Origin of the sequence: Desulfatitalea tepidiphila, assembly GCF_001293685.1 — a bacterium.
GTDB lineage: Bacteria > Desulfobacterota > Desulfobacteria > Desulfobacterales > Desulfosarcinaceae > Desulfatitalea > Desulfatitalea tepidiphila.
In genome coordinates, this window is record NZ_BCAG01000001.1 from 1,017,692 (window position 1) to 1,043,302 (window position 25,611).

Annotated in this window: 21 protein-coding genes and 1 pseudogene; 17 read left to right on the top strand and 5 right to left on the bottom strand. The window is 57.4% G+C overall.

The window, feature by feature from the left end:
- Entirely contained in the window at positions 1-3,516 is a 3,516-nt protein-coding gene (locus DFT_RS04420) for a helicase-related protein (RefSeq protein ID WP_054030003.1), read from the bottom strand.
- Positions 3,517-3,930: 414 nt separating this feature from the next.
- On the opposite strand from DFT_RS04420, the pseudogene DFT_RS27195 reads away from it, so the two are divergent.
- Positions 3,931-4,220 (top strand): annotated as a pseudogene (locus DFT_RS27195) (single-stranded DNA-binding protein).
- Positions 4,221-5,316: 1,096 nt separating this feature from the next.
- Here DFT_RS27195 and DFT_RS04430 read toward each other — a convergent pair.
- The 4 genes from DFT_RS04430 to DFT_RS04445 are packed head-to-tail and all read right to left on the bottom strand — an operon-like array spanning position 5,317 to position 8,116.
- Positions 5,317-5,739, bottom strand: a complete 423-nt coding sequence (locus DFT_RS04430; RefSeq protein WP_013258651.1) for a hypothetical protein — start codon at positions 5,737-5,739, stop codon at positions 5,317-5,319.
- A complete protein-coding gene (locus tag DFT_RS04435; protein ID WP_054030005.1) occupies positions 5,736-7,322 on the bottom strand; it encodes a recombinase family protein in 1,587 nt (528 codons plus the stop codon). Before DFT_RS04435 ends, DFT_RS04430 begins: the two co-directional genes overlap by 4 nt.
- Positions 7,315-7,839, bottom strand: coding sequence for a DUF2924 domain-containing protein (locus tag DFT_RS04440; RefSeq protein ID WP_054030006.1), 525 nt, complete (start codon positions 7,837-7,839; stop codon positions 7,315-7,317). Before DFT_RS04440 ends, DFT_RS04435 begins: the two co-directional genes overlap by 8 nt.
- A gap of 34 nt (positions 7,840-7,873) precedes the next feature.
- A complete protein-coding gene (locus DFT_RS04445) occupies positions 7,874-8,116 on the bottom strand; it encodes a hypothetical protein (protein ID WP_054030007.1) in 243 nt (80 codons plus the stop codon).
- Positions 8,117-8,417: 301 nt separating this feature from the next.
- Between DFT_RS04445 and lexA the strand changes: the two genes are divergently transcribed.
- The 16 genes from lexA to DFT_RS04525 all read left to right on the top strand — a co-directional run bounded on the left by lexA (position 8,418) and on the right by DFT_RS04525 (position 25,400).
- Positions 8,418-9,041: a transcriptional repressor LexA gene (lexA, locus tag DFT_RS04450; protein ID WP_054030008.1), complete on the top strand. Its 624-nt coding sequence runs from the start codon at positions 8,418-8,420 to the stop codon at positions 9,039-9,041.
- A gap of 46 nt (positions 9,042-9,087) precedes the next feature.
- Positions 9,088-10,254 carry a hypothetical protein gene (locus DFT_RS04455; protein ID WP_054030009.1) on the top strand — a complete coding sequence of 389 codons (1,167 nt, stop codon included), beginning with the start codon at positions 9,088-9,090 and terminating at the stop codon, positions 10,252-10,254.
- Positions 10,247-11,311 carry a hypothetical protein gene (locus DFT_RS04460; protein WP_054030010.1) on the top strand — a complete coding sequence of 355 codons (1,065 nt, stop codon included), beginning with the start codon at positions 10,247-10,249 and terminating at the stop codon, positions 11,309-11,311. Before DFT_RS04455 ends, DFT_RS04460 begins: the two co-directional genes overlap by 8 nt.
- A 320-nt stretch (positions 11,312-11,631) precedes the next feature.
- Positions 11,632-11,958: a hypothetical protein gene (locus DFT_RS04465; protein WP_054030011.1), complete on the top strand. Its 327-nt coding sequence runs from the start codon at positions 11,632-11,634 to the stop codon at positions 11,956-11,958.
- A 195-nt stretch (positions 11,959-12,153) separates the two neighbouring features.
- The gene (locus DFT_RS04470) at positions 12,154-12,738 is read left to right on the top strand and encodes a sigma-70 family RNA polymerase sigma factor (RefSeq protein WP_020886696.1); all 585 of its coding nucleotides are present in this window, start codon (positions 12,154-12,156) and stop codon (positions 12,736-12,738) included.
- Between the two features lie 104 nt (positions 12,739-12,842).
- Complete coding sequence (locus DFT_RS04475) at positions 12,843-13,178, top strand: hypothetical protein (protein ID WP_011367847.1); 336 nt, start codon at positions 12,843-12,845, stop codon at positions 13,176-13,178.
- Positions 13,175-14,191: a PD-(D/E)XK nuclease family protein gene (locus DFT_RS04480; RefSeq protein WP_054030012.1), complete on the top strand. Its 1,017-nt coding sequence runs from the start codon at positions 13,175-13,177 to the stop codon at positions 14,189-14,191. Before DFT_RS04475 ends, DFT_RS04480 begins: the two co-directional genes overlap by 4 nt.
- A 26-nt stretch (positions 14,192-14,217) precedes the next feature.
- Positions 14,218-14,988, top strand: a complete 771-nt coding sequence (locus DFT_RS04485) for an ATP-binding protein (RefSeq protein WP_022661692.1) — start codon at positions 14,218-14,220, stop codon at positions 14,986-14,988.
- 12 nt (positions 14,989-15,000) lie between these two features.
- A complete protein-coding gene (locus DFT_RS04490) occupies positions 15,001-15,474 on the top strand; it encodes a DUF669 domain-containing protein (RefSeq protein ID WP_013219083.1) in 474 nt (157 codons plus the stop codon).
- Positions 15,474-15,956: an ERCC4 domain-containing protein gene (locus DFT_RS04495; RefSeq protein ID WP_013258639.1), complete on the top strand. Its 483-nt coding sequence runs from the start codon at positions 15,474-15,476 to the stop codon at positions 15,954-15,956. The genes DFT_RS04490 and DFT_RS04495 overlap by 1 nt, the downstream gene beginning before the upstream one ends.
- Positions 15,908-18,136 (top strand): SF1B family DNA helicase RecD2, encoded by a 2,229-nt coding sequence (recD2, locus tag DFT_RS04500; RefSeq protein WP_054030013.1) that lies wholly within the window; start codon positions 15,908-15,910, stop codon positions 18,134-18,136. Before DFT_RS04495 ends, recD2 begins: the two co-directional genes overlap by 49 nt.
- 2 nt (positions 18,137-18,138) lie before the next feature.
- Positions 18,139-21,444, top strand: a complete 3,306-nt coding sequence (locus DFT_RS04505) for a CHC2 zinc finger domain-containing protein (protein WP_200907011.1) — start codon at positions 18,139-18,141, stop codon at positions 21,442-21,444.
- 346 nt (positions 21,445-21,790) lie between these two features.
- Positions 21,791-23,302 carry an ATP-binding cassette domain-containing protein gene (locus DFT_RS04510; RefSeq protein ID WP_054030015.1) on the top strand — a complete coding sequence of 504 codons (1,512 nt, stop codon included), beginning with the start codon at positions 21,791-21,793 and terminating at the stop codon, positions 23,300-23,302.
- A gap of 453 nt (positions 23,303-23,755) precedes the next feature.
- On the top strand, positions 23,756-24,526 hold the full coding sequence (locus DFT_RS04515) for a hypothetical protein (RefSeq protein WP_054030016.1): 771 nt from the start codon (positions 23,756-23,758) through the stop codon (positions 24,524-24,526).
- Positions 24,527-24,529: 3 nt separating this feature from the next.
- A complete protein-coding gene (locus DFT_RS04520) occupies positions 24,530-24,808 on the top strand; it encodes a hypothetical protein (RefSeq protein WP_054030017.1) in 279 nt (92 codons plus the stop codon).
- A gap of 91 nt (positions 24,809-24,899) precedes the next feature.
- On the top strand, positions 24,900-25,400 hold the full coding sequence (locus DFT_RS04525; protein WP_054030018.1) for a hypothetical protein: 501 nt from the start codon (positions 24,900-24,902) through the stop codon (positions 25,398-25,400).
- Positions 25,401-25,611: the final 211 nt, after the last annotated feature.

Below are 25,611 nucleotides of genomic sequence, written 5' to 3' on the forward strand. Positions count from 1 at the left end.
TCATTCCTCATTACCTGATAGATCAATTGCCTCTGCAGAAATTTCATAGAACCTTGCCGCCACGATCTCTTTTTTGGCGTGGTCGAGCTTGGCAGCAGGATTATGGATACGCACAAGCTCAGTGGAATCGCCCAATGGGTTCCAAACCACATACAACCAGTAAGTCCCGGCCAACTGTTGGGCCTTATACCACTCGTTGGTGGTTAGTCTAACTGGTTGCCCTCGTAGACGTCCCTTGACCTCGATTCTCTTGACGAACACTTCACCGGTGGCTTCGTCAGCGATTCTGTGCGCGCGAATGTCGAAACCCAACTTCAGATGGCCAACGCGTTCGATGCACTCCTTGGAAAAGCCCTCGGCGATCAAAGCCTCAATCACCTTGTTCTCTGCGGCGATCTCGCTCTGCCGGCGAACATTTGGATCAAGTTCATCGGCCAGGTCGGCAAGCTGGGCCTGGATATCGGCATCAGGGGGGATGACAAAGGCTGTTCCAACATGTTTGACCGGCCCGGTCCTGGCAATCTCAAGTCGTTTTAAGCCGTCGAGACGCTCCTGTCGTGCGCGCTGGAGTTCATCCACATACTTCCTGGCCTCATCCGCAGGCAACTTGTATTCCGGTTTCGAGAAGACCTCGGCGGCAAGCAGCATGGCCCGCTCTTGAGCCCGGTCGATCCGGGCCTTAAAAGATTTTTCCAGGTATTCCCGGCATACCCGTGCGAAATGCTGCCGCTCACTCTGACAACGGGCGCGGCATTCGAGCTGATAGGTCCGTTTCAGGAAATCGGTAGCCCCCTGCGTGGGTTTAGGATCGATTTCCTGCGGTGGATGCGGATGCGCTGCCAAGTTAAGAAGGATGTCGCTCGGTATCACCTCATAATGCCCTTGTTCTTCGCGAACGGCCACAAGCTCGCCATAAAGCGGCACATCGTTTCCCTTTGAATCCTTGCCACGGATGGATATCTCGAAAAGGTGGATACTATAGGTCGCACTGCATAGGGGATCAACTAAGAACCCGATGCCTCCGATCAACCCTGTCAACCGCTCATTAAGTTTCTCGTCCACCGCTGCGTAAAGAGGATGCCCCGGTCCCATCAACACTGCGTCCAGATGGGCGTCTTGTTCGAGATGGTGCTTGTGGAAGGTGATCTTGCGATAGCTCGATTCCGGTTTGCCGATCCTCTGTACAGAGCGGAGCCTTTCCGAGCGCAGATTCGCAAGAACGTGTTCGACGCGCCACAGCCCGTCGGCCCTTGGTTCGACCCGGAGGCCAACCTCCTTCGCTGCGGCAACGAACTGCGCTTCAACATATCGAGGCATAAGCCGACGCTCTTCGACCTCAAGGTTGCGGTGTTGAAATGCAGAAAAATCAACGTGGCTGCGCGCAAGCGCAATGCCCGTGGCTTCCTCGTATTCCTTGAGCTTGGCCGGATCAATCCGGTCAATCTGGTCGAGGTACTCATCGAGACGTCTGGGATCGTAGGCCGCATCTCGGAGCATGTCCGGGAGGTTCACGTCGTTCAGAGACAGCACCTCACCGATCACATCGAACACGCGGCCTTCAAGTGCCTCGTTCATCTGATCGAGCTTTTCCAGTAGGCGATGAAGAATCCGGCCTTCAACGATAGGCTGGCCATCCTCGGATTCCGTAGCCACGAAGTTGAAAGCATAAACATCCCGGTCTTGGCCGATGCGGTGGATACGGCCCAGTCGTTGTTCCAGCCGAGTCGGGTTCCAGGGCATGTCATAGTTGATCATTAGGTGGCAAAATTGGAGATTGATACCTTCGCCGGCGGCTTCCGTTGCGATACACACCTGTGCCCCGGTCCTGAAAACCTCCTGCGCGCGTTTGCGCTCATGAGGGTTCATGCCGCCGTGGATTTCGCATGTACTAAACCCCCATCTTTCAAGGTAATCGCGGACGTATCCCAGGGTATCCCGATGCTCGGTAAAAATAAGGAGCTTTCCCCGGCCGTCCTTCAGTTCAAGAAACTGCGCCTCGCCGAGGCACTGTCTTAATGCGGCCAGCTTGGAATCGTTTGCGTTTTCGCGAACCCGTCGGGCTTGCTCCACCAGTTCCTTTAGGGAGGAGATTTCGGAGCGTAACTGCTCGAGTTCCAGCGCAGCCGTATATTCATCTACCAACTGATCGCGGACCGTATCGTCGAGATCGTCTTCTTCCTGCTCGGCATCAGGCAGGCGGCCCTGCAGAACGGCAAGCCGCTTGGCGCGCTGGGCCGGAGTAAGCCCCTCGAGCTCCTCCAGTAGATCTTCCTGTTTTTTTTGCCGCCGCTTGATCGATTCGTGAATGGCGCAGGTAGAGCTTACCAATCGGCGCTGCAGGACGGTTCGGGTCAATGCCGCGGACGAACGCCGCTGGCCTGTCTGTTGCGGGATGAATTCGTTGATGTAAGCAGTGACACTCTTGTAAAGGGCGTACTCGTCACTGTTCAGACAGAATGTGACTGTGTTGGTGTGACGGTCAGGGAAGAGCCGTTTCCCATTGGCGTCCTTGAGGTCTTCTTTAAGCCGCCGGAGAGACCATGGGGAATCTTTTCCGAGACGGAAAACGTCTTTGCGGATTGCGGCGGCCTGTTTACCGAGACGGTGCGGTTCCGGGAACAGGTCAGGATCAATAAGCCGGAGGAAATGAGCGAACTTATCTTCATCCCCGTGATGAGGGGTGGCGGTCAGCAAGAGGACATGATCGGCCTGGGAGGTGAGACGCGATGCCAGGTCGTAGCGCTTTGTTGTCGTAACCTTGGATTCGCGATTCTGTCCACCTGATGCTGTCCGGGCCGAACACTTGTGGGCCTCGTCGATGATGACCAAGTCCCATCTCTGTTGCCAGACACGCTCACGAACGTCTTCCTGCTTGGCATAGTCAATGGAAGCGATAATTTGTGAAGATCTCTGCCATGGATTGGTCAATTGCTGCTGGTCCACAGCCGCAAAGATAATGTCGAAAGGCTCACCGAACCAGCGGAGCATCTCGTCTTGCCATTGTATGGTGAGTGGGGCGGGGCATAATATAAGAATTCGCTCAATTGCCTCCCGAAGCTTCAGTTCCTTTACCAGGAGACCTGCCATGATCGTCTTGCCGGCTCCCGGATCATCTGCCAGAAGGAAGCGCAACCTGGGCTGAGGGAGCATTGCCTTGTAGACTGCTTCGATCTGGTGCGGCAGGGTTCGTATTCCAGAAAGGCTTACAGCAAACTGCTGATCGTGCGCATAGGCCAATCGCACTCGGGCGGATTCAACCAGAAGCCGAAGTTTCTCGGCGTCCACGGGCTTTTCTGTTTTCGCTTCGCCAAGCCCCCTTGCAAGCACGGCTACAACCTCTTCGGCGGAGATAACAGCCTCTTCCAACGATCCGTCAGTAAGACGCACCCGACACTCATATCCCGCTGAATCATCAGCACCGAGAGATCGAGCACCCTCCAAGGTTACCAAGTCATCAAAATGTCCAGGAAGGCTGATTCGATGTCCTATATAAAACTTGAGCACCTCATTATTCATCTGGCATCCCAGCACCGTCATTTTCAGGACAAAGGCATACGCTCGATAGCATGATTCTGTATCCCCAGTCCTATCCACTACTTAAAGGAGATGATAGCAGCAACATACTCGGAAGTGCCTGAATGGTCAAGCAAAGCCTCGTTCTCCGTACTCGGTTTTGCAGGGGGCGCTTTCGGCACCTATTGTAGCATCAGGAACGCCCAAGGCCCACTCGAAAGAGCCTTCATGATCAAGGCATCCATCGTGACCTGGATCGCCTTGCTGGTTTTCTTGGGTCTTCTCCTTGGACTGCCATCTCCCTACCGGTTCCTAATGTGGATCCCGTACCGCTTCCCCATCTATATATATTAATCCCCAATAGACCACCAAACCCATCCCACCTAAATCCATCAACCCAACCAAGGAGGCAAATCCATGCTCAATTCCTGCATTTTAACCGGCAACCTGGGCGCCGACCCCGAGATTTTCTATTCCAGCGAGGGCGACCCGGTAGCCACATTTAACCTGGCCTTCCGGTCATCCAAGAAAAAGACCGGCTGGATCAAGATCACCTGCTTTTGCATAAAGGCGCCCGCATCACTGTAGTCGGCATCCTGGACCAGAATAAATGGGAAACCGATGAAGGCGCCACCCGCACATCGATCCAGCTCATTGCAAATACCATCGAGTTTATCAAAACAGACGGCATCCGCCACACCCAATGATTTTTTATTGTTGATTGTACTTGGCAACCATAAAAATATCTGCTCAACAGGGATTGCAAACGTTTGGAATCCTCAGGCAATTCGCAGAATGTTGACAGAAACGACAACCAATTAGGTGTTTAGGGTGTTTTGAGGTGTTTAGCTGGAGGGTTAACACCTAATAAGTGGGCTATTGCATTGTTTTATTTATGAAGATTTGATTCGATTATTTAGGTGTTAAGGTGTTTAGGGCGATTTCGGCTGTTGGATTATTATTCTCGCATCATAGGCTCGAACATACCTGAAATTCATGGTAGTAACCTGTCGCCAAGATTTATAGCTGTACCGTTTGGTAATCACTCGGATTTAGGGTACGTTGATTGTTACGTATAGCCGTTTATAATCACAACTTGGGCAATTCTGCAGGTACTGGTATTTAACAACAGGATTCGATAGCCTTAAGGTTCCCGGGAATTCTCAATCCATTATCTAAAGCAACCACAATATATGGTATGGTCCAGACAGAGGCCGGGGTGCTGAATGTTTATATCATTCCTCGACGGCCGCAATTGGATGAACAATGGCGAATATGGCCAACATTCCTTTGAAGGGTCTCTACCACTATGCGAAAATGGGTGCTACGTTTGAATGGGATATTATTAATCAGGACTCGGGTTAGACTCGCGCCACCTCCACCATTTAGAAAAGACAAACCCGTCTCTCTGGGGTTATTCTCCGGGGTGACGGGTTTTCTTTTTCCCCTTGTTTCTAAAGGGTTTGCGCCCGTTTCACATCTTTCCAAAGCACCTCTCCGCACCATCGATTTTCCCCATCCTCCCGCCTTTTTTTCTCTGTTTGGCCCCTGATTCTCTGTTTTCTCCGGACCAAGTCCGAAGCTCGTCCGGAAAGCTACATCCTTGATTGATATGGGTTTGCGGCTGGTTGCCATTTTGGGCGGTTGTCTTATGTCATCGTTCGATGTCGCAACCGGACGTTTTTTTCGAAATCGCCCGCCTCGGCCATGAAAAGAAGCGCGGTCAACTCCGGTTTCCTGCCCCCTAAAGAAGAAAAGCCGACGCTGATGGTCGGCTCTCTGGGGCGGTCTCCGGTCCGGTCGTCAGTCGGTGGCAAAGCCGAACTGGCGGCGCTGCTCGGCCCAGTCCTCCGGGAAGGTCTGGGTCAGTTTGGCCAGCGAGAGCCCGTTGGGTTCCTCGCCGTTGATCAGGGCTTCCACGATGTCGGGGGCCAGGGTCGTCAGTTTGAGGATGCGGGCCACATACGAGCCATCGACGTCGAGGGTACGGGCAAGCTCGCTGATGGACTTGATCTGGCCGGATTCGAGGATGTCGGCCCAGGAAAAGGCCCTTCCCAGCGCCTGAAGGACGGCGGACTGCACCGGTTCCTGCGCTCCGGGGATATCTCCATCCAGGGCCTGGGGAGCGATGACCGTCTTGCGGCCGCGCATGCGCCGGATCAGCATCGGGATGTGGATCTGCAGGTTGCCGTTGTCGGCTACGGTAATGGTCGGCTTCATTTTCATCGGCTTACCCTCCGTTCGGTGACTTCGCATGCCAGACCAGCCAGCTCGGCGATGAGTGTTGTCAGCCCGTTGGTGCGCAGCTCCATATCGATTCCGGTCTCCCGGATCTCCACCTTATCCACCAGGAGGCGGATGAGCCTGTTTCGCTCCACCGGGAAAAGGTCTTCCCAGAAGCCCTCGACATTCTGGAAGGCCTCCGAGACATCCTGCTCCGTGATGCTGTTCCCCCGGTAGGCTCTGCATCGCTCGCTCACGTGCGTCAGTTGTTTCGAGAGCTCGACCGCCTGGCGGTTGACGGTCGTGAGCATCTCGGCCTTGCCCGGCTGATCGCTGCCGGGTTTCATCAGTTCGAGTGCCTGCTCCCTCGCCTGCGACAGCTCCATCTCGAGCTGGGCTTTCTGCTTGAACAGCCGCTCCCGCTCCGCCTGCTCGATGTCCCGGGCCGCGAAGAAGGTTTTGGCCACCAGCGTCGGCGTGCGAAACACCGCGCTCAACTGCTCAATCACGGCCTGCTCGATGTCCCCGGCGGGAATCCGTTTGAGCGGACACCGGCTCACGGTCCGCTTGCTGTCCTTCTGGCAGATGTAATAGGTGTAGTGGCGGCCGTTCTTGCGGGCGTAGGTCGGTCCCATCGCGCATCCGCAGTGGCCGCAGCGGATAACGCCCTTCAGCGGGGCAACCATTTTGGTTCTGGCCATGGAAACCTTGACCGGCTTGTTGTCCTCCAGGATGGCCTGCACCTTGTCCCAGGTTGTCCGGTCGATGATTCCTTCGTGCTCGCCGGGGTAGCTGCGGTCCTTGTGGGCGATCTCACCGATATAGATCCGATTGTTGAGAAGCCGGTAGATATGGGCGGTGTTCCATTCGGAGCCCTCGCGAACCTTGCCTTTCTTGGTGGTCCAGGCCTTGGTGTGGTATCCCTGTTCGTTCAATTCCTGGCCTAGCTTCTTGGCCGAGCCGATCTGGATGAAGCGGCGGAAGATGTACTGCACCGTCCTGGCTTCATCCGGGTTGACCATCAGTTTCTTGTTCTCCCGGTCGACGTCGTATCCGAGGATGGGTACGCCGCCGCAGTATTTCCCCCGGCGCTTTGCTGCCGCCACCTTGTCCCGGATGCGCTCGGCGATGACTTCCCGCTCGTACTGGGCGAATGTGATCAGGATGCCGAGAAACATCCGGCCGGTGGGATCGGTGGTGCTGAAGTGCTGGGTGACCGAGACGAAGCTGACACCCTTCTCGTTGAAGAGGTCGATCATCTTCATGAAGTCCAGCAGCGAGCGGGACAGCCGGTCGACCTTGTAGACGACGATCACATCGATCTTCCCGGCGTCGATGTCTGCCAGCAGGCGGCGCAGCCCCGGACGCTCCATGTTCCCGCCCGAGAAACCACCATCGTCATAGCGATCCGGCAGAGCCGTCCAGCCCCGCATCCTCTGAGCTTCGATATAGTGTTCCGCCGACTCCCGTTGCGCATCCAACGAGTTGAACTCCTGTTCGAGCCCTTCCTCATGACTCTTGCGGGTGTAAATGGCGCAGCGCAGGGTCTTGTTTTTGCCCGGCGCGACATTGCTGTTATCAAGCATCCGAACCTCCCTCGGCTTTTCTGCCGTAAACCTTCTTCAGTCCGAAAAAGACTTTCCCGTTCCAGCGCGTCCCGGTGATCTCTCTGGCCACCGCGCTGAGCGACCGGAAGGTGCGGCCTTCAAACTCGTAGCCATCGGCAAGGACGATCACCTCATAGCGCCGGTCGTTCCATACCCGCACCAGTCTGGTCCCGGGCAGGATGGCCTCGTTCGATTTCCGCTCTTCTGGGATGCGTCGATTGACAGTGGCGACCGGGTCCTCCTTGGCGGCCTGCTGAAGATGGACCTTGGCCTGCTCGGACAGCCCGCCGTAGAAAAGCTCCTGGATGCGATAAGCCAGCCGCTTGATGAGGAATTGCTTTTTGTACTGGGGCGGCTCTTCTCCGTAGAGATCGAGCCATTTTTCCCGGAGCTGCTCCAGGGACATGGATTGCAGCAGAGCCATCTGCCGAAGGACCGAGTTTCGGGTTCGGTCCTGATTCTTGCCGCCCGTGGCGGCGTTGTGTAACTCATTCATTTTCAACTCCTTATTTTGGTTTCCGGACGAGTTGTCATGAATGAATGCTCTGTTCCGGCAATGAATCAAGTCCTTCTCCGAGCACAGGGGAAGAATCTTCGAAAACCTCTAACTCATTGCCCACACATGCGTTTTTTGCCTTTCGGCGTAGGACCGCCGTGGCCAGAATGGAGGCGGCTGACTGGAGCCTCGCCTCACCTGACAGGCGGCCGGGTTTGCCGTTTTCGCCAAGGTCATCCGTCCCCGGCACATCATTCATTTCCTGTACATCCAACATCGAACACCTCCGGTTGGACCGGGGGGCTGGATGGCGTGGATGCCAGAAAACGGCGGCGGTCGGGATGCGCGTTCGATGGCACCCACAACCGCCTCAGCTCCGCCTCTGGTCGGTTATCTGGTTTCTAACTGTTCGTCCGGTTTCAAACCGGCTTTCTTCAGGCATTACCTACCGAGGGGCTCATGGAAGTGTCGGAAATCAGGTGTGAGATTATTTCTTGACCTGATGTGCATCAGGTTTATATTATTAGGGTTTGTTGGCGCATTGCGCCTTTTTGTCTTTCAACAGAAATGGAGACTCCATGGGCAAAGCGAAAACGGATGAGATAACGCCGTTGCAGCGAAAAACGCTCGAAGAGATATGTCGTTTCGTCGATGCCAAGGGTTTTCCTCCAACGGTGAAAGAACTGAGTGAGATCTTTGAAATCAGCCCGGCCAGCGCCCACGACCGAATCAATCAACTGGTGCGCAAGGGATACCTGAAGCGAGAGGACGGAAAGTCGCGAGGCATAGCTGTTGCCCGCCGCCCCAGTGAGATGGCTGCCTCTCTGGTTTCAGTTCCTGTTGTGGGTATGGTGGCCGCTGGCCGCCCCATCCTGGCCGAAGAGAACATCACAGGCCAGGTGCTGGTCGAGTCGGACGTCGTTCGTTCCGGACAGCACTTCGCACTCCGTGCGGTGGGGGACAGCATGGTCGGTGCCGGTATCAACGATGGCGATTTGATCATTGTGCGGCAGCAGCCCATCGCCGAGGACGGTGACATCGTTGTGGCGCTGTTCAACGACGAAGCGACCGTTAAGCGGTTGAGAATCAAAGACGAGCTCATCGAATTGGTGCCCGAGAACCCGGAGGTACGGAAGATCCGAATCAGGCCGGAGGATGACCTTCGCGTGTTGGGCAAGGTCGTTGGGTGGAAACGGAATTGATCGAGACAGATATGGAAAAGTAACGACAAAACGAGAGGAGTAACTAATGGCAACTTTCAACCTACGCCGCTTTTCGAAGCCGGAAATGCTCCGGCGAATCGACAGGAAGCATCTCATTGCCTTTCTGGAGCCTCATGCCGCCTATTTTTCAGCTCGCGGCGTAGAGTTGCCACCAGTCCAGCAGGAAAATGGCCTGGACTACAACGCGCTCAGTCACATTTTGCTGACCCCGGACGGCTCAACTCCAGACGACCTTGCAGAGGCCTTGTTCTATGTAAATGAAGTTTCGACTCCTGAAGGATTCGACTCCATTCAGGATGAGATCGCTGGAACGGACATCGACGTGGAAATAGGGGAGAACGCCGCACCGGCAGACTTGGCTATACAGGTCTGGATGGCTGATCGGGAAATCATCGAGAAGGTACACGCCGAACAGTTCTTCATGAACGTCAGGTCCTTCGAGTATTTCAAGACCAAGAAAAACCCGCTGCCAGATTTCGTGCTGCCATCGGAGGAAACCCTCGCGGCCCTTGAAGCCGATCTTGACGAATGGTTTTCTAAGAAGCGTCGGGGCAAGTATTCCAAGGTGTTCGTTTATCCGAAAGAAGGCCACACATGGTTCCTCGTGCGCCACGGGAAGCCCTATGCTCGTGAGGCGGTCATTGAGGCCGGTGAGTCCACCAGTCAGTACTTCCGCCCTGAAAAATTCGACGTGCTTGCCTACAACCCCGTCATTGGGGAGATCCGCATGAACGCCGAAACCAAGGGCGAGAAGGAGCTCTACCGGAAGAAATTCGGGCTGCATCTGTTCGGCAACGAAGAGTTCTTTAGCGAGCGTAGCCGATTCGACCTCGAGCCACTACGGCAGATCGGGGAAGAAGCGCTTCTTTGTGACGACGTGGAAGGCATTGAATACGTCAGACTGAAAGAGGTTCAGTTTTTTTGGGGTGGCGCACACAAGGATATAGAAATCCGGCGATCCGAGGACATGTTCGCTTCTCTCCGAGATCGGGATAAGACCCTTCCCGCTGGAGGCAAGATCGTCAAGGCGAGCTTCCAGATCAAATTCGACGGTTCCAAGACGCCCAGGTCGGTCACCTTGAGTTCAGGTAACCGAGCGCAATTCAAGCGGGATGGTGATGCCGAGGTTATCGAGCGCTGGCTCGGACTCAGGGGCTTTATTGTCGGAGCCGGAGGGGCCTCGGATGAGTGACCCCTTCTGGGCATACCTGGAGACATTGCCTGGAAAGTCGGCGGCGCTGTTCGATTGGGATAAGGCGCTCTCCGGTTGGGACCGGTATCCATTGTTTCGGGACAATTTTCTTCAACTGACCAAGAATCACGCGACCGCTGTGGATTGCCCGACGGAATGTGGCCTGGGATGCCCACGTAGTGTGATCACCCATGCGAAGACCGACATCCGAGCCGTCTGCATCGAAAAAGAACACGCGGCCATCCAACTCTCTCCACGGCAGACGCTGATCTACCGGCTCAAGCAGTCAGCCATCAATGGCGCTATCTGCACGGCCATGGGAATTGAACACCGAGAGGCAAAACTCGATGGCCTGCCCCACACATGGAGACTGGGCGATTTCATACCCACGGCCGGGATGGACTTCCCTGTTGTGCTGACAATGCAGGACAGCAAGGACACGCTGGTAGAGGTCGTCCGATCATTATGCCTTTCGACCCCCAAACCCTTTGTTGTAATAGCGCCCACGCGCCTTCATCTGAGTCCTGCAGTTGAAACACTGCTGGCGCAGAAAGACAGCCTTTTCGTCGCGCTGAACGAAGATCTGTACCTGGGTGATGCGCCACGACTCCTGACCTGTCGGGACAAGACTGAGATATTCGCTCCCCTTATCGATCAGGTGCCTGGGCCGGATTCAGGCGGCACAGTGTTTTTCATGACACCGCCGGGCACCACATGGCCACAAATCAAGATTCAGTTCCGCGATGGCCATACCGTCACAATATGGGCGGGAGACCAGAGCGGTCGATACACCTATACGCAAATGGGAATGGCGAGCAGGAAGAATGGCAATCCAACCGAGCAATGGAAATTGCTTGAGGGGTTTGCCAACTCCAGTGGCGAGATCGACTGGCACAGCCGATACGCCTCGGACAAACTAAAGAAACAAAAGCAAGAGTTGTCGAAGCATCTGCGTGAATTCTTCCGGCTCGATGATGATCCCATCGAATGGGTCAAGGATACAAAAACCTACCGATGCAAGTTCCGCATCTTCCCGGAAGGTGCCGAGGTCTACTGACCACCCTTAATATCCAAGCGAAATTAAAGCCCCGATTCAGGATTCTGGATCGGGGCTTTTTGCGTCTTGGAGGCCCGCCCGGTGAAATTTCACTGGGGCCGGGCAAAAAAAGTTAAAAAATTTTTCCTCTGTAAACCCACCACCAATCAGAGCCTTACGGGCTTTCCTCCTCCTTGAGCCAGGGCGTTTTTCGGGGTCGCAACGAAAATTCGCCAAAGCAGGGTGACAGGTCTGGTGAACACAAAGAGCTCACGACCGCCACCCGGGAAATTCATGCCGGACCTGTCTCCCGGTCGGTCCAGAAATGAAGGAGGTTCGGCATGAACCAGACAAGTAAAGCACATCTCACCCCACCGAAGCGGCGACTCATCGAGCTGATGCAGGACATCAACTTCGGCCGCATCACCAACATTCCGGTCCGCGACGGCGAGCCGGAACTCACCCCTGACACAGTCATCGAGCGCGAGATCAAGCTGGGCGGACAAAGCGGTCCCCGGCCCGAGCGCGACCAAGATGACTTCATCCTCAAGCAAGAGGTCGTGGCGCTGCTGGAGCACCTCGCGCAGATGGGCAGCGGAAAAGTCTGCCTGCTCGAGATCAAACACGGTCTCCCGTTCCTGCTGCGCATCGAGGAACGGGCAGCCTGAACACGTAACGACCTGAACCCTTAGACACTGGACAACAAGCTGGACGCATGGCGGAGGCTGTTGTGGGTGTCGCCGAGCCGAATACGGCAATTGGCGGCGTACCTGCGACCCCTTCGCCCACGCGACAGCTTTGTCCTGTGATCTGGCCCGTGCCGACACCCACGCGGACCTCCTCCTCGCTCCGAGGAGGCCCCGATGGTTTCACAAAATTCTTACGACGGCATCGACAAGTATGCCGCCGACCTCATTCGGCACAAAGCACGTCAACTCGTAGGCAAGGCCGGATTCACCGAGGACGACAGACCCGACCTCGAACAGGAACTGATGATCGATCTGCTGCAGCGGATGCGGCATTTCAATCCCGCCAAGGCCAAGAAGACCACCTTCATGGCCCGGATCGTCGAACGTCACATCTCCACCATCCTGGAGGCCCGGTTCGCCCAATGCCGGGACTGGCGGCTCTGCCAAACCTCACTCAACGAACCCCTCGACAACGGCGAAGGCGACACCACCGAGCGGATCGAGTTCCTGGACAGCGAAGGTTCTCTGGGAGGCGGCACCCGCGAGACAAGGGAGCGCCTCGCCCATGAGATCCGCATGGATCTCGGCCAGGCCATCGCCTCGCTGCCGGAAGAGCTCCGGGATCTGTGCGTGCGCCTGCACGACAGCACCATGGCCGAAGTCGCCCGGGAGATGGGCATTCCCAGAACCACCCTCTACGACCGGCTGAGCAAGCTCCGGGACGCGTTCCGCGAGGCCGGGCTCGAGGACTACCTGTGATCTCCGACGCATCGGCTCCGCCTCCGGTAAGTAAGCACCGTGCCGCATGGTGCGGCTATCCGGGGCCTCGGAAATCAGAACCTGAACAAAAGAGGAGTTCAACCATGACTCACGACACTTACAAGTACCGTTTTGACGAGTCGGTCCCGGCCCAGGAACTGGAAGACACTTTCATGCTGGCGATGCTGGCCGTCGAAAGCCTGCATGGCCGTTCCCGTGTGCGGATGGAGAGCCGGTTCAATCTGGACAAGGCCCGACGCACCTGCGTGATCGACGCCTCCACCGATGTCGGCAGCGACCTCGCCCGCATTTTCACCGGCTTCGCCACCAAGGAATACGGCGAACGCTCGGTCCTGATCGAACGTACCCAGCCGTCGGGTTGCGCCTGTGCCTCCAAGCATCGCGCAGCGCCCGCCGCCGAAGCGGGGGTGGCGGTATGAGCGAGCTGATGACCACCACCTATTCCATGTGGCGTCTGTTCCGCAACTGCCGCATGGCCTGCAAGTGGCGCTACATCGACGAGCTGGTGCCGCTCGAGCGCGACCCCAATCTGGCCTTCGGCTCGGTCATTCACGACTGCCTGGAGTGCTGGCACGGCGAGCGGGATCTGGCCAAGGTCCTCGACCACATCGACCGGACATATCCGAACCGGGCGCAGGACGATCATCAACAGGCCGACTGGCATCTCGCCCGAGCCATGATGAGCGCCTATGCGGAACACTACCCGGCCGAAGAATTCGAGGTCGTCGCGCTCGAAAAGACCTTCGAAGGTCCCATCGTCAACCCGGCGACAGGCGCGACCTCGCGCAGTTTCATTCTCGCCGGAAAGGTGGACGGCATCGTCCGTCAAGATGGTCAGTATTTCCTGCTGGAACACAAAACCGCTTCACAGATCGACGCCAGTTACCTGGAACGGCTGTGGACCGACTTCCAGATCATCCTCTACGCCTGGTACCTGGAGCAGACCCACGGCATCACGGTCAGCGGCATCATCTACAACGTCCTGGTCAAGGCCAAGCTGCGCCAGGGCAAGGGTGAGACCGAAGTCGAATTCGAGGCCCGCCGGGCGGAGCTGATCGCCAAGTCGAAAACCGGCAAGAGCAGCGCCAAGCGCAAGCTGCCCGAGGACGACGACACCTTTCAGCAGCGGCTCCAGGAGAAATACCTCGAGCCGGGCATGTTCCACCGCGAGGTGCTCTACATCTCCCGCGACCAGTTCGAGGAACTGCGGGCGGAGCTGTGGGAACTCTCCAAGGCCATGCTCGACGCCCGTCGGCGCGACACCTTCTACCGCAACACCAGCTACTGCTTCCAGTACGGAAGGCCCTGCGCCTACTTCCAGCTCTGCCGCTCGGGCGGCAACCCCAACGTCATCGAAAACCATTTCCAACGGATCGCCCCGCACGAAGAGCTGCGGGACGGAGCCGGTGAAGACGCCGCTCCGGTGTTTTGAAATCCCAACCATAAGGAGACGAAGCCATGCTTCCCAAGACCAAAAGCAAACCCAAACACACGCTCTCGGACCTCACCGCTCTGGTGTACGGCCCGAGCAAGATCGGCAAGAGCACCTGGTGCTCCAAGGCCGATGATGCACTGTTCCTGGCGACCGAGCCGGGCCTGAACGCCCTGGAGGTGTTTCAGACCCCGATCACCTGCTGGGACGATCTTCTGCAGGCCTGCGCGGAAATCGCCGAGGGCAAGCACGAGTTCAAGACCATCGTCGTCGACACGGTGGATAACGCCTACAAGATGTGCTCGGACTACGTCTGCAAGAAATTCAAGATCGAGCACGAGTCCGACCTGGGCTACGGCAAGGGCTACGCGCTGATCAACAACGAGTTCCAGCGCGTCATCAACAAGCTCGCCTTCCTGCCCTATGGGTTGATCCTGATCTCCCACTCCCAGGAACGGGACATCGAGACCCGGACCGGCAAACACACCCGCATCGTGCCGACGCTGCCGGAAAAGGCGCGGAAGCTGGTCACCGGTCTGGTGGACCTGATTCTGTTCTGCGACCTGGACATGAAAACCGGCGAGGACGGCAAGCCGGTCTGGCAGCGCGTGATGCGCACCAAGCCCAGTCCCAACTACGACGCCGGTGACCGCACCGGCCGACTCCCCGAAGTCATCCCCCTCGATTTTTCGAGCTTCATGAAAGCGTTCAACAACACGGCAGCCGGAGCTGCGGCGAGTGCCGCCCGGCCGAAGCCGGAGCCGACCGCGAGTGCGGCGGCGAAACCCCAACAGTAAGGAGATCCGACCATGGAACACTACGAAAACCAATCCAGCAGCAACCTCGACCTGGCGCAGTTCGACGACGCCTTTGAAACCGCCGAAGTCGAGGAACGCGAGTTCGAGGCCGTCCCCGACGGCAAGTACCAGGTCAACGTCGACCGGGTCGAACTGACCCGCGCCCAGACCTCGGGCAACCCCATGCTCAAGTGGACCCTGCGCATTCTCGCGCCGACCCACAAGGGTCGTCTGCTCTGGCGCAACAACGTCATGGCCAGCAACGAGAACATCAAGTGGCTCAAGCAGGACCTCTACACCTGCGGGCTGCAGCTCCAGAAGCTCTCCGACCTGCCGGGCCACCTCGAGCAGCTTCTCAACATCAAGCTGGAGGTGACCAAGCGCACTCGCGGTGAAAACGAGAACATCTACTTCAACCGTCGCATTGTCATGGCCGACGATGCCGGGGCTCCCGGCGCGGCGATGGACGACATGATCCCGTTCTGATGATGGACCGGATCACCGTTGTCGTCGACACCCGCGAACAGGAGCCCTACAGCTTCGATAGTGACAAGGTTTCGGCGGTTCGCAAGGCGCTGCCCGCCGGTGATTACTCACTGGTCGGCCTTGAGGAACGGGTGGCGGTGGAGCGCAAATCTCTGACGGATTTCGTCTCCACCGTCATCCGGGGGCGAAAGCGGTTTCACCGCGAGCTGGAAAAGCTCTCCGCCTACGAATCCGCCTGCGTGGTTGTCGAGTGCAACTTTCGCGATCTGGTCGATGGCCGCTACCGCAGCGATGCCCACCCGCATGCGCTGATTGGAACGGTCGCCTCCATCGTCGTCGACTTCGGTGTCCCCGTCTACTTCTGCTCGGACCGGCAGGCCGCCTGCCGTTTTGTCGAGGAGTACCTGACACGTTTTCACCGGAGGATCGCGAGATGCCAAAAAGAAATGAGAGTAACCCGGCGCGACTCCGGGGAAGAATAGAGCGCGTTTACTATGCCGGACCCAAGTTCTCCGCAGGCCGACTGCTCACCCCGACCGGTGAGGAAGTCCAGTTCGCGGGCAATTTGTTCGCCCGGGAAAATCAGCCTGTGGTCCTGCTCGGGTCGTGGGCCACCCATCCCAAATACGGCCGTCAGTTCAAGGTCGACGGGATGGAGCACGACCTCGAACTCGATCCGGAGGGGCTGATCCACTATCTGGCCAACCATCCGGAGATCAAGGGCATTGGTCCGGCCAAGGCCAGATTGATCGTCGAGAGTTTCGGAGACGCCTTTGAAGAAACCCTTCTGAACGACCCCGAGCGCATTGCGCTCAAGGCCCGACTGCCGCTGGACGCGGCCAAGCGGCTGCGTGACGAATGGTTGAAGAACCGTAGCGTCAACACCATCATGGCCTGGCTGTCGGCATTCGGCCTGACCCATCATCAGGTCACCACCCTGGTCGAAAGACTCGGCGGCAACTGCCTCGATATCCTGAAGGAAGACCCGTACATCCTCATTCGGGAGATCCGGGGATTCGGCTTCAAGAAGGTCGACAAGATTGCCCGCAAGCTGGGAACCCCCAAGGACCATACCCCTCGTATCCGGGCCGGGTTGAATTTCTGCGTCCGTGAAGCCCTGGACAATGGCCACTGCTGGATCGAATACGAGGATCTGGTCGACCAGGCCAATCTACTGCTGGTCATGGATGCCCTGGATAGCCGGGTTCGTATCGAGAGCGCCCTCGACGCGCTCATCGAAGAACAGGCGCTTTCCTGCGATTCCCACGGCGGGCGTTTCGTGGTCGCTCTGCCGGAGATCGTCCGCATGGAGCGGGAGCTGGCCGCGCTGTTCGGCCAGGCCGAAACACCCAACCCTCATTTTCAGTCCGTCAAGAAACTCGATGCTCTGATTCGGCGCTGCGCGGCGACGCTGAACGAGAAGCAGCTCGACGCAGTGCGCTCGGCACTCAATCACAGCATCAGCCTGATCTCGGGTGGAGCCGGTTCGGGCAAGAGCTACACCATCTCGGTCATCAACACCATCTGCGAGGAGAGCGATCTGGAGGTCGTGCTCGCCGCGCCGACCGGTAAGGCCGCCAAGCGCCTGGAGGAAGTCAGCGGTCGCAGCGGCACCACCATTCACCGCCTGCTCGGCTATGACGGCAAGGGTTTCTCGCGCAGCAAGGAGAATCCCATCGATGCCGACGTCTTGGTGGTCGACGAGTGTTCGATGGTCGACGTGCCGCTGGCCTGGCACCTGTTCGAGGCGGTCGATTTGTCGCGGACCACGGTGCTGCTGGTCGGCGATCACAACCAACTTCCGCCGGTGGGACCCGGAAACATCCTGCGCGATCTGATTCAGACACGTGCCATTCCCACGGTCATCCTCGACAAGGTCGTGCGCCAGGCTGGCGTCCTCAAAGAGAACTGCACCTCCGTTCTCAAGGGCGAGGTGCGCAAGACCAGCGAGGCGTCGGTGGGCGGATGTCGGGATTGGTATCTGGTGGATCAGTTCACCGACCCGATGGCTGCACGCTCGTTCCTGCTGGAGCTGTTTCAGGAGCGGCTTGACGCCCTGGGTTTCGACATCATCAAGGACGTGCAGGTGCTGACGCCGACCCACAAGGGGCCGCTCGGCACCAAGGAATTGAACGAGGAACTGCAGCGGCTCATCCAGCGCAAACTCTGGAACACCGAGGTGCCGCCGGTCGCCATGGGACGCCGCGCCCCGTTTCTCAAGCACGACAAGGTCATCCAGACCCGGAACAATTACGACCTGAACGTGATGAACGGTGCCATCGGCTATGTGGTCGATGTTCTCGCGAACGGCACTCTGGTCATCGATTTCGACGGCATGCCGGTGGAGCTGGAAAAGGGTTCGCCCGACCTGCAGGATCTGCAGCTCGCCTATGCGCTCACCATTCACAAAACCCAGGGTTCCGAGTTCCCCTGCGCCGTGGTGGTGGTCCACAAGGCGCATTCCTTCATGCACCACCGCAATCTGCTCTACACCGGGGTGACCCGCGCCCGGCGCACAGCCATTGTCCTGGGCGACCATTGGGGCATCCAGAACTGCGCCAAGCGGTGCCAGGTGGATGACCGCCGGACCTTCATGCCCCTGTTCCTGGACGCCGCCCAGCACGCGGAAGACGACTTCGCCCGTGTCGCGGAGGCCGAATGAGTATGGGCGGAACGGATAACGTCAGGGAGTATTACCGGCTCGTCACCGAGATGGACATCGGTGAGGTGGCCCGGGAACTCCTGCCGAGACGGATCACCCAGGAGACCGGCCAGCGCCTGATGTGCGACTGTCCCAACCATCAGAGCCAGTCGCGCCTGTCGTTGCATGTGATGCTCGACAAGCAGGGCTGGTACTGCTTCGGCTGCGGGGTTGGCGGTGACGTGCTGCAGCTCGTGGAGTTCATTCAGACGGGCTCTGTCACCGCCGGGCAATCCGGTCCGATGCCGGACAGCCACCGCCAGGCCCGGGACTATCTCGCCAAGAAGGCGGGTTTGCCGCCGCTGTCGCGCTATGGCCTCAGCCAGGAGCGTCTGGCCCAGACAGAGGCCGACCGCGCCTTCGAACTGCGGGTCAAGGACGCGCTGACGGCGCTGGCCAAGCTTTACCACGCCAAGCTCAAGGAGTCGCCGGAGGTCCTCGACTGGCTGAAATCCAAATACGCCTTGAGCGAGGAGACCATCGACGATCTGCTGATCGGCTATGCGGACAACGCCTCCGGAGCGGTCGCTCAACTGACCGGAGGTGAAGACGGTTTCTCCAAACGGGAGCTTGCCGCCACCGGCGCTTTCCGGCCCACCAGCCAGGACGGCCTGACGCCATTTTTCGAGCGCCGGATCGTTTTCCCCTACTGGAGCCGTGGCCGGGTGGTATTCATGATCGGCCGCAAGACGCCGTGGACCCCGGACGTGGGCTGGGAGCAAGGGAAAAACAAGAAGTTGCCGGTTCACGACGAGCACCAGCGACCCTACGTCGCCGATTTCATCAACAACGCGCTGCTGTTCAACGAGGACTGTCTGCTGGCCAGGCCCGGCAAGGTGATCATCACGGAGGGGGTGACCGATTGTCTGGCGCTGATGCAACTGGGCCTGCCCACCGTATCTCCGGTCACCGTCCGCATCCGGGCCGCCGATTGGGAGCGCCTGATCCCCAAGCTGCGCGGCGTCGAAACCGTATACATCTGCCAGGACAACGAACTCTCCCAGGCCGGTCTCAAAGGGGCGCTGCAAACCGCCCGCACCCTGGCCGAACACAAGATCGACACCCGTCTGGTAACGCTGCCCTTATCGGAGACACAGATCTCGGCCCGGCAGGAGCTGACCGAACGGTTCAGCCTGACGGCGAGCGTGGGGCCGAAGGAACTGGCCAAGCTGCTGGCGGGACGTCCAGCCGAAGAAATCCAGGCGGCCGAGGCGCTTCTGGCCACCGCCAAGATCGACGTCAACGATTACATTGCCGCCGGGCATACCCGGGAGGATTTCGAACGCCTGCTCGCCGAAGCCAGCACGCCCATCGAGTTCGGCGTGCACTCGCTGCCCGAGGGCGCTGAAGAAGAGGAGCGCAACCGCCTACTCGAGCCGATCCTGGGAGAGATTTCCGAGCAGTCGCCGTTGGAACAGGCCCGTCTGCTGAAGCTGGTGCAGGAGCGCATCGGCGGTGGCGTCTCCATGGCCACCCTGAAAGAGCAGATCCGCGCCATCCAGAAGGACCGCAAGGTCGAGTTCCGTAACGAAAAGAAAAAGGCCAAGCGGATGTCCGGCGCGATGCCCGGATCGTGCCGCACCCGGGTCGACGAGGTGCTGATCGACACGGAACTGGAGAACGGCGCTCCCGATTACACCCTGGCCGCCGAGGCCGCCTACGACTGGTTCACCTCCAACGGTGCCCAGTTCTTTCACACCCTGCAGGGCGAGCCGTTCATGTATTTCGACAACGCCATCTACTGGATGGATTCACCGGACCGGGGCCGCAAGCGCCATTATGCGGCCATGCTCTACAAACACACGGGCATGGTGCCGACCACGGGCGGCGGACGGACATTTTTCGAGGTACTGCCCAGCCTGGCGATGATCCGTGGCCAGGTGCGCGACCATTTTTCCTGGCTGCACACCGATGTGGCTTCCTACACCGTCTATTTCAATCTGAATAATCCGGAGCACGAGATCGCCAAGATCACCCCGGACGAGATTCAGATCATGAAGAACGGCGGTAACGAGGACGGCATCATCCTGGACGGCTCGCGCAAGATGAAGCCGCTGAAATTCCTGCCCGACGCCGACCTCGAAGAGGCGGACCGGCTCCTGGTCGATCTGCTGGTGGGCAACATGACCTGCCCGCAAGGAGATCGCTTTCTCATCCTTTCCTGGCTCTCCTGCTTCCTGCTGATCGATTTCGCCGGGACGCGGCCCATGACCCGCTTCGAGGGCTCGGCCGGATCGGGCAAGACCACCGCCAGCAAGATCACGTCGACGCTGCTCTTCGGCGAGCCCCAGCACAAGAAGGCCACCGACGCGGCGAACTATACCGATGGCTCGCAGAACCCGCTCATCGTCCTCGACAACATCGAGGTCAAGCAGATGACCGAGGATCTGACCACCTTCATGCTGACCAGCATCACCGGCATCGCCAAGGAGAAACGCAAGAGCGGCACCGACAGCGAGACCATCACCGAACGAACCAAATGCCTGCTGAACACCACCGGCATCGAGCCGCTGTGCGGGGAGCTTTCGGAGATACTGTCGAGGTCCTTCGTCATCAACTTCGACCTCGCCAACCAGGCCAGCGACTGTTTTCTGGAATCGGAGGTCATCTCCGCCATCCAGCAGAACCGGGATCTGATCATCTCGGCCATCATGAAGCGGACCAGCCATGTGCTGGCGATGATTCGGGACGGAGCCCAGAAACAGGTCATGCGCCTGCTGCACCGAACCATGCCGACTCATGGCAAGCGCCGGTGCAACGACTACCTGAGCCTGATGTATCTGATGATGCTGGCCGGGTCCGAGGAACACGAGGTGACCACCGGACTCGAGGATCTGAGCCCGCTGTTCATCGAGCAGATCCATTCCATCAACGACACCAGCCAGGAGATGGCGCGGGAGTCGAACCCCATCGCAACGGCGCTGGCATCGCTCTTCCATGCCTACCGAAACGCGGTGGAGCTGGACGAGAAGGCCCGCTACGGCGAGGACGACCGGGCAAACCACGTAGTGGGGTTCATCGAACGCTACCAGGTGAGGTTCGAGAACGAGAACACCATGGAGCCAGTGTCAGCGGGACGGTTGCTCGCGGCGCTGCGCAGGGTCGGCCGGGAATTCAACCTCGAGTTCGAATACAAGAAACCCGCCCAGCTCGGTCGGCGCATCAGCAACGACCTGGATGTCATCCGGGACGCCGGGTTCGACATCGACCGGCAGCGCAACGCCCACACCAAAAACTTTGAGTATTGGATCTGCCACAAGAGCAGGTAAATGGAATTTTTTTTTGCCCAAACTGGATGATATGACGACACTGAACTTTATCAAAATCAAAGGCAAAACTTGACGCCATCATCCTGTGATGCTAAGTTAAAAGCAAATTTATATGGAGGTATACCCTTGAGAATCTAACGGAAACGAGCCTTCACGAAATTTTCGTGTTCCCATTTTGGATCGTTAAAATTATCCAAAAAATGGCGTTCTGTTTCCGTAGATCTTGGGTGGCTTCAGCGTTTATGATTTGAATGCCACGTTTAAGACGTGGCATTTTTTATTTTAGCTGATTTCATGGGAATGGGACGTCCAGTATGTTTTGTTACAGCATGCTTGGAGGTCAACAATGTCAATATCTTTTCAAAACGTTACCTTTTCTTATGATAGTGCAATATCCTCATTGCTTGAGGACATCACAGTTCATCTTGCGGAAGGATGGACAGGAATCGTAGGGCCAAACGGTGCAGGGAAAACGACTTTTCTGCAACTTGCGGCAGGACATCTACAGGTACAGCAAGGGACTATCAAACGGTCCGGACATATAGTTTTCTGCCCGCAGCGCACTGACGATGTTCCGGCACAGCTATCACTTTTGATTTCTACCGTTGAAGCAGAGGCATGCGTACTGCGTGGAAAGCTAAGGCTTGGCGATGATTGGGTAAGTCGCTGGCCGACACTAAGTCATGGCGAGCGTAAGCGTGCTCAAATTGCTGTCGCTCTCTGGCAACAACCGGATGTCCTTCTTCTTGATGAACCGACCAATCATATTGATATTACGGCCCGTGAGCTGCTTATAGAAGCGCTTACGTCATTTCGTGGTATTGGCCTGCTGGTTAGCCATGACCGAGATTTGCTTGACCTTCTTTGCCAGCAATGTATTTTTCTCGACCCCCCTCAAGCCATAATACAACCTGGCAATTATACGAAAGCTGCCGCAGATGTTAAACGAGAAGAATCAAGTTTGCAGGATAGACGTCATAGTTTGCAACAAAACCTGGAACGATTAAAGGACGAGTCGAAACGTCGCTGCGCTAAAGCCTCACGCGCCAACAAAAAGAAATCGAAACGTCATTTGGCACGTGGTGACAGCGATGGGCGTGCCAAAATCGACCTGGCTCGTGTTTCAGGACAGGATGGTCATGCCGGGCGTCTTGCTAAGCAATTAAAAGGTCGTATAAAGCATGTGCAGGAACAAATTTCTGATATAGAAATCAAGAAACGCTATGCAACTCATTTCTGGATCGATGGTTCCGTCTCTCCACGTCGAATCCTCTTTACTATTCCTGCTGACATAATCGCTCTCGATGAATCAAGAAAATTGCATATACCAGAGATTACAATGCTACGTGACGATCGCATTGCTATTACTGGAGCAAATGGAATGGGAAAGACAACTTTTATTCGACATATTCTTAACCACATAAATATTCCTAATGAGCATTTGGTATATTTACCGCAAGAGATTGACATGATGAAAACCCGAAAAATCATGGCAGATGTAAATCACCTTTCTCATGAACAACTTGGTAAAATTATGACAGTGGTGAGTGCTCTTGGGTCACGCCCTGAACGACTGTTACATAACCTTGATATCAGCCCAGGTGAATTGCGCAAGGTGCTATTGGCGCTTGGAATTATTCGTCAGCCGCATTTAATTGTTATGGATGAACCGACAAATCATCTCGATCTTCCAGCAATCGAGTGCTTAGAGAATGCCCTGAAAGATTGCCCCTGTGGCCTGTTGCTGATCAGCCATGATTTGCATTTCCTCCAACAGGTCACTAGTAAACGGTGGCACCTGGGTCAACATGAAACGAACGTTATCATTTCTATAGATAATCGAAAGACAACGGATTGAGTATTCGCAGCTCCGGTTTTGCGGTGGTGCGGTGATCACCGCTGTCCCTTGCGGTGGATGACCACCGCACGCCAAACCCTTGCCAGACAAGGCTTTCATGGCCTTTGCGGTGGTTGCGGTGGTAAATCCAGAGGTCTCACCCCCTATGGGTTGAAATATTTTTTCTACCTACCAACCCGACATCCCACGCCAGGCAAATTCCGGCCCAGCGTGAGAAACATTCCCCAAATACCACCGCAACCACCGCACTCTCTCTTCTCTTTCTTCATAACTATCTAAAAACAAATAACAAACAAAGAACTACCACCTGCGGTGGGACAAGTAAACCTTCCACCGCACGACCACCGCGGCCACCGCACGTATCCACCGCAGCAGGTGGTCACCGACGGTTTCAGGGCAGCTCCGGTAAGTAACGGGAAAGGCGATTAACCCGTATTTCTGGAGCCTGAAGCCATGAGCCTTCTGAAAACCATGATCAAGCACACCGCCGGAGGGCAGGAAGCCTCGGCAGGATGTGAAACCCCATCATTACCACCGCAACCACCGCAGCCCGCCATCTATGTCTCCACCGGACTCGATGTCCACGAGATCGAGGACGCCCGCGACCGGCCTGAAGACAGGGAGGTCAACGGCACGCTGTGCCGCCGTCTGTCGCCTGAATACTTTGCCTGGCTACGTTCCCGCATGGTCACGGCCCAAGCCGCGCACAAGGCCGGAAAGCTCCCCGAGGATGCCTGGAATACGCTGCGGCAGCGATTCAACGCCCTGCAGGAGCTGGCCATCCGGGAATTCGGCAAGGAAAGCCTCCAGGAGGTCCTGCAGTCCTTTTCCCCGAAGAACTACCGGCCACCCGCGCTTCGTCCCGAGCCCCAGGAGAAACCCGTCGAAGCTCCCAGAAAGGACTGGATTTATCCCGGGAACCAAGCTTGGAAATGTAAGCAGCCGGTGACTTCCCAGGCAGTCGCCAAGGTCGACGCCATCCGTGAGGAGGCCATGGCCAAGGGCTGGTCCGAGGCACGCCTCTACCAGAACCAGGGCCGATTCCGGTTTCCTTGCGGCGAGGACTACGGCCTGGTCTGCTTCGTCGATGGCGATCAGGAGATTGGCGAGGTCACCGAGCGTTCTATCGAAATTATCCATGGGCCGAAGTCCGGGCGTCCCAGCACGCTGCGGTTCTACAACCCGGACGTGCCGCAGCCGTGGATGAAGAAAGTGGAGGATTGAGCCGTGAAGAAAAAGAAACGCTACGCCAACGCCAAGGATGTCCTGCCCGAGGAACTCTTCGAGCAGATCCAGAAGCACTACACCGGAATTCTCTGGGTTCCGGCACCGAGCCGGTTTTACCAGGAACGCCGTGACCTTGTGCTTGCCCTTCATCTGCAGGGGATCAGCAGCCAGGAGATCTCCAACCTCGCCGGTGTGACCACCCGCCGGGTCAACCAGATCATCGCCGCCGAACGAAAACAGGATCGGGACCGACAGTTGGCCATCGATTCCGGTAAGTAACCCCTGAACCGGCGGGAGCGCGTTTGGAGGCTAAATCGGCCTCCCGCCCCGCATCCCGGCTTGGGAAAACAATATTCGGCAGGATTTCCACGTGGCACTGAACAAACCGGACAAAGAGACGCTGGACCGCTGGCACCGCAACGAGGGCAAGACCGAACCGCCCCGGCGCGGGCCTGGTGCGCCCGAGGGCAACCAGAACCGGCTGCGTCACGGCATCTTTGCCGACCGCTGCCTGACCCCGGAAGAGAAGGTCATGTTCGATGCAATCATCGACCGCCTCAATCAGGACTTCGAGTTCAACAAGTCCAGCGACTTCCTGCAGGTGGAGCTGGTGGGCGTCTACTCGGTGAAGCTGGTCCGCGCCCAGATCGAGGGGAACACCGACGCCGCCGAGAAGCTCGACCGGATGATCCGCTGCCACATGAAGGATCTCAAGACCACCAAGATCGCCCGTGAGGGTGAGGAGCCGAAAGGCCCGCAGACCTCTCCGGCGGAATGGGCGGCGGCTCTGCTCGAGAAGGTGGCCGAGGCCGCCAATGCTCCGGCCTCGAAAACCTCCGGCCGCAAGAAACGCGGAAAGAATTGCGGATAACACCATGGAGGGCTTTTCCGATGACCCCGACACACGGCGACTTGCGGCAAACGACTTCAGCGGGAATTGCGGATAAGACGTGTTCCTTGCACTTTCGGAATTGGCATTCTCCGGCGGCCGATCATCATTCCCACTCCTCGATTTCTTCCTGCAGCCCTCGATATCCGCTTGGCATGTGTGCGCATAAACCGAGCCGCATAACCCAAGTAGA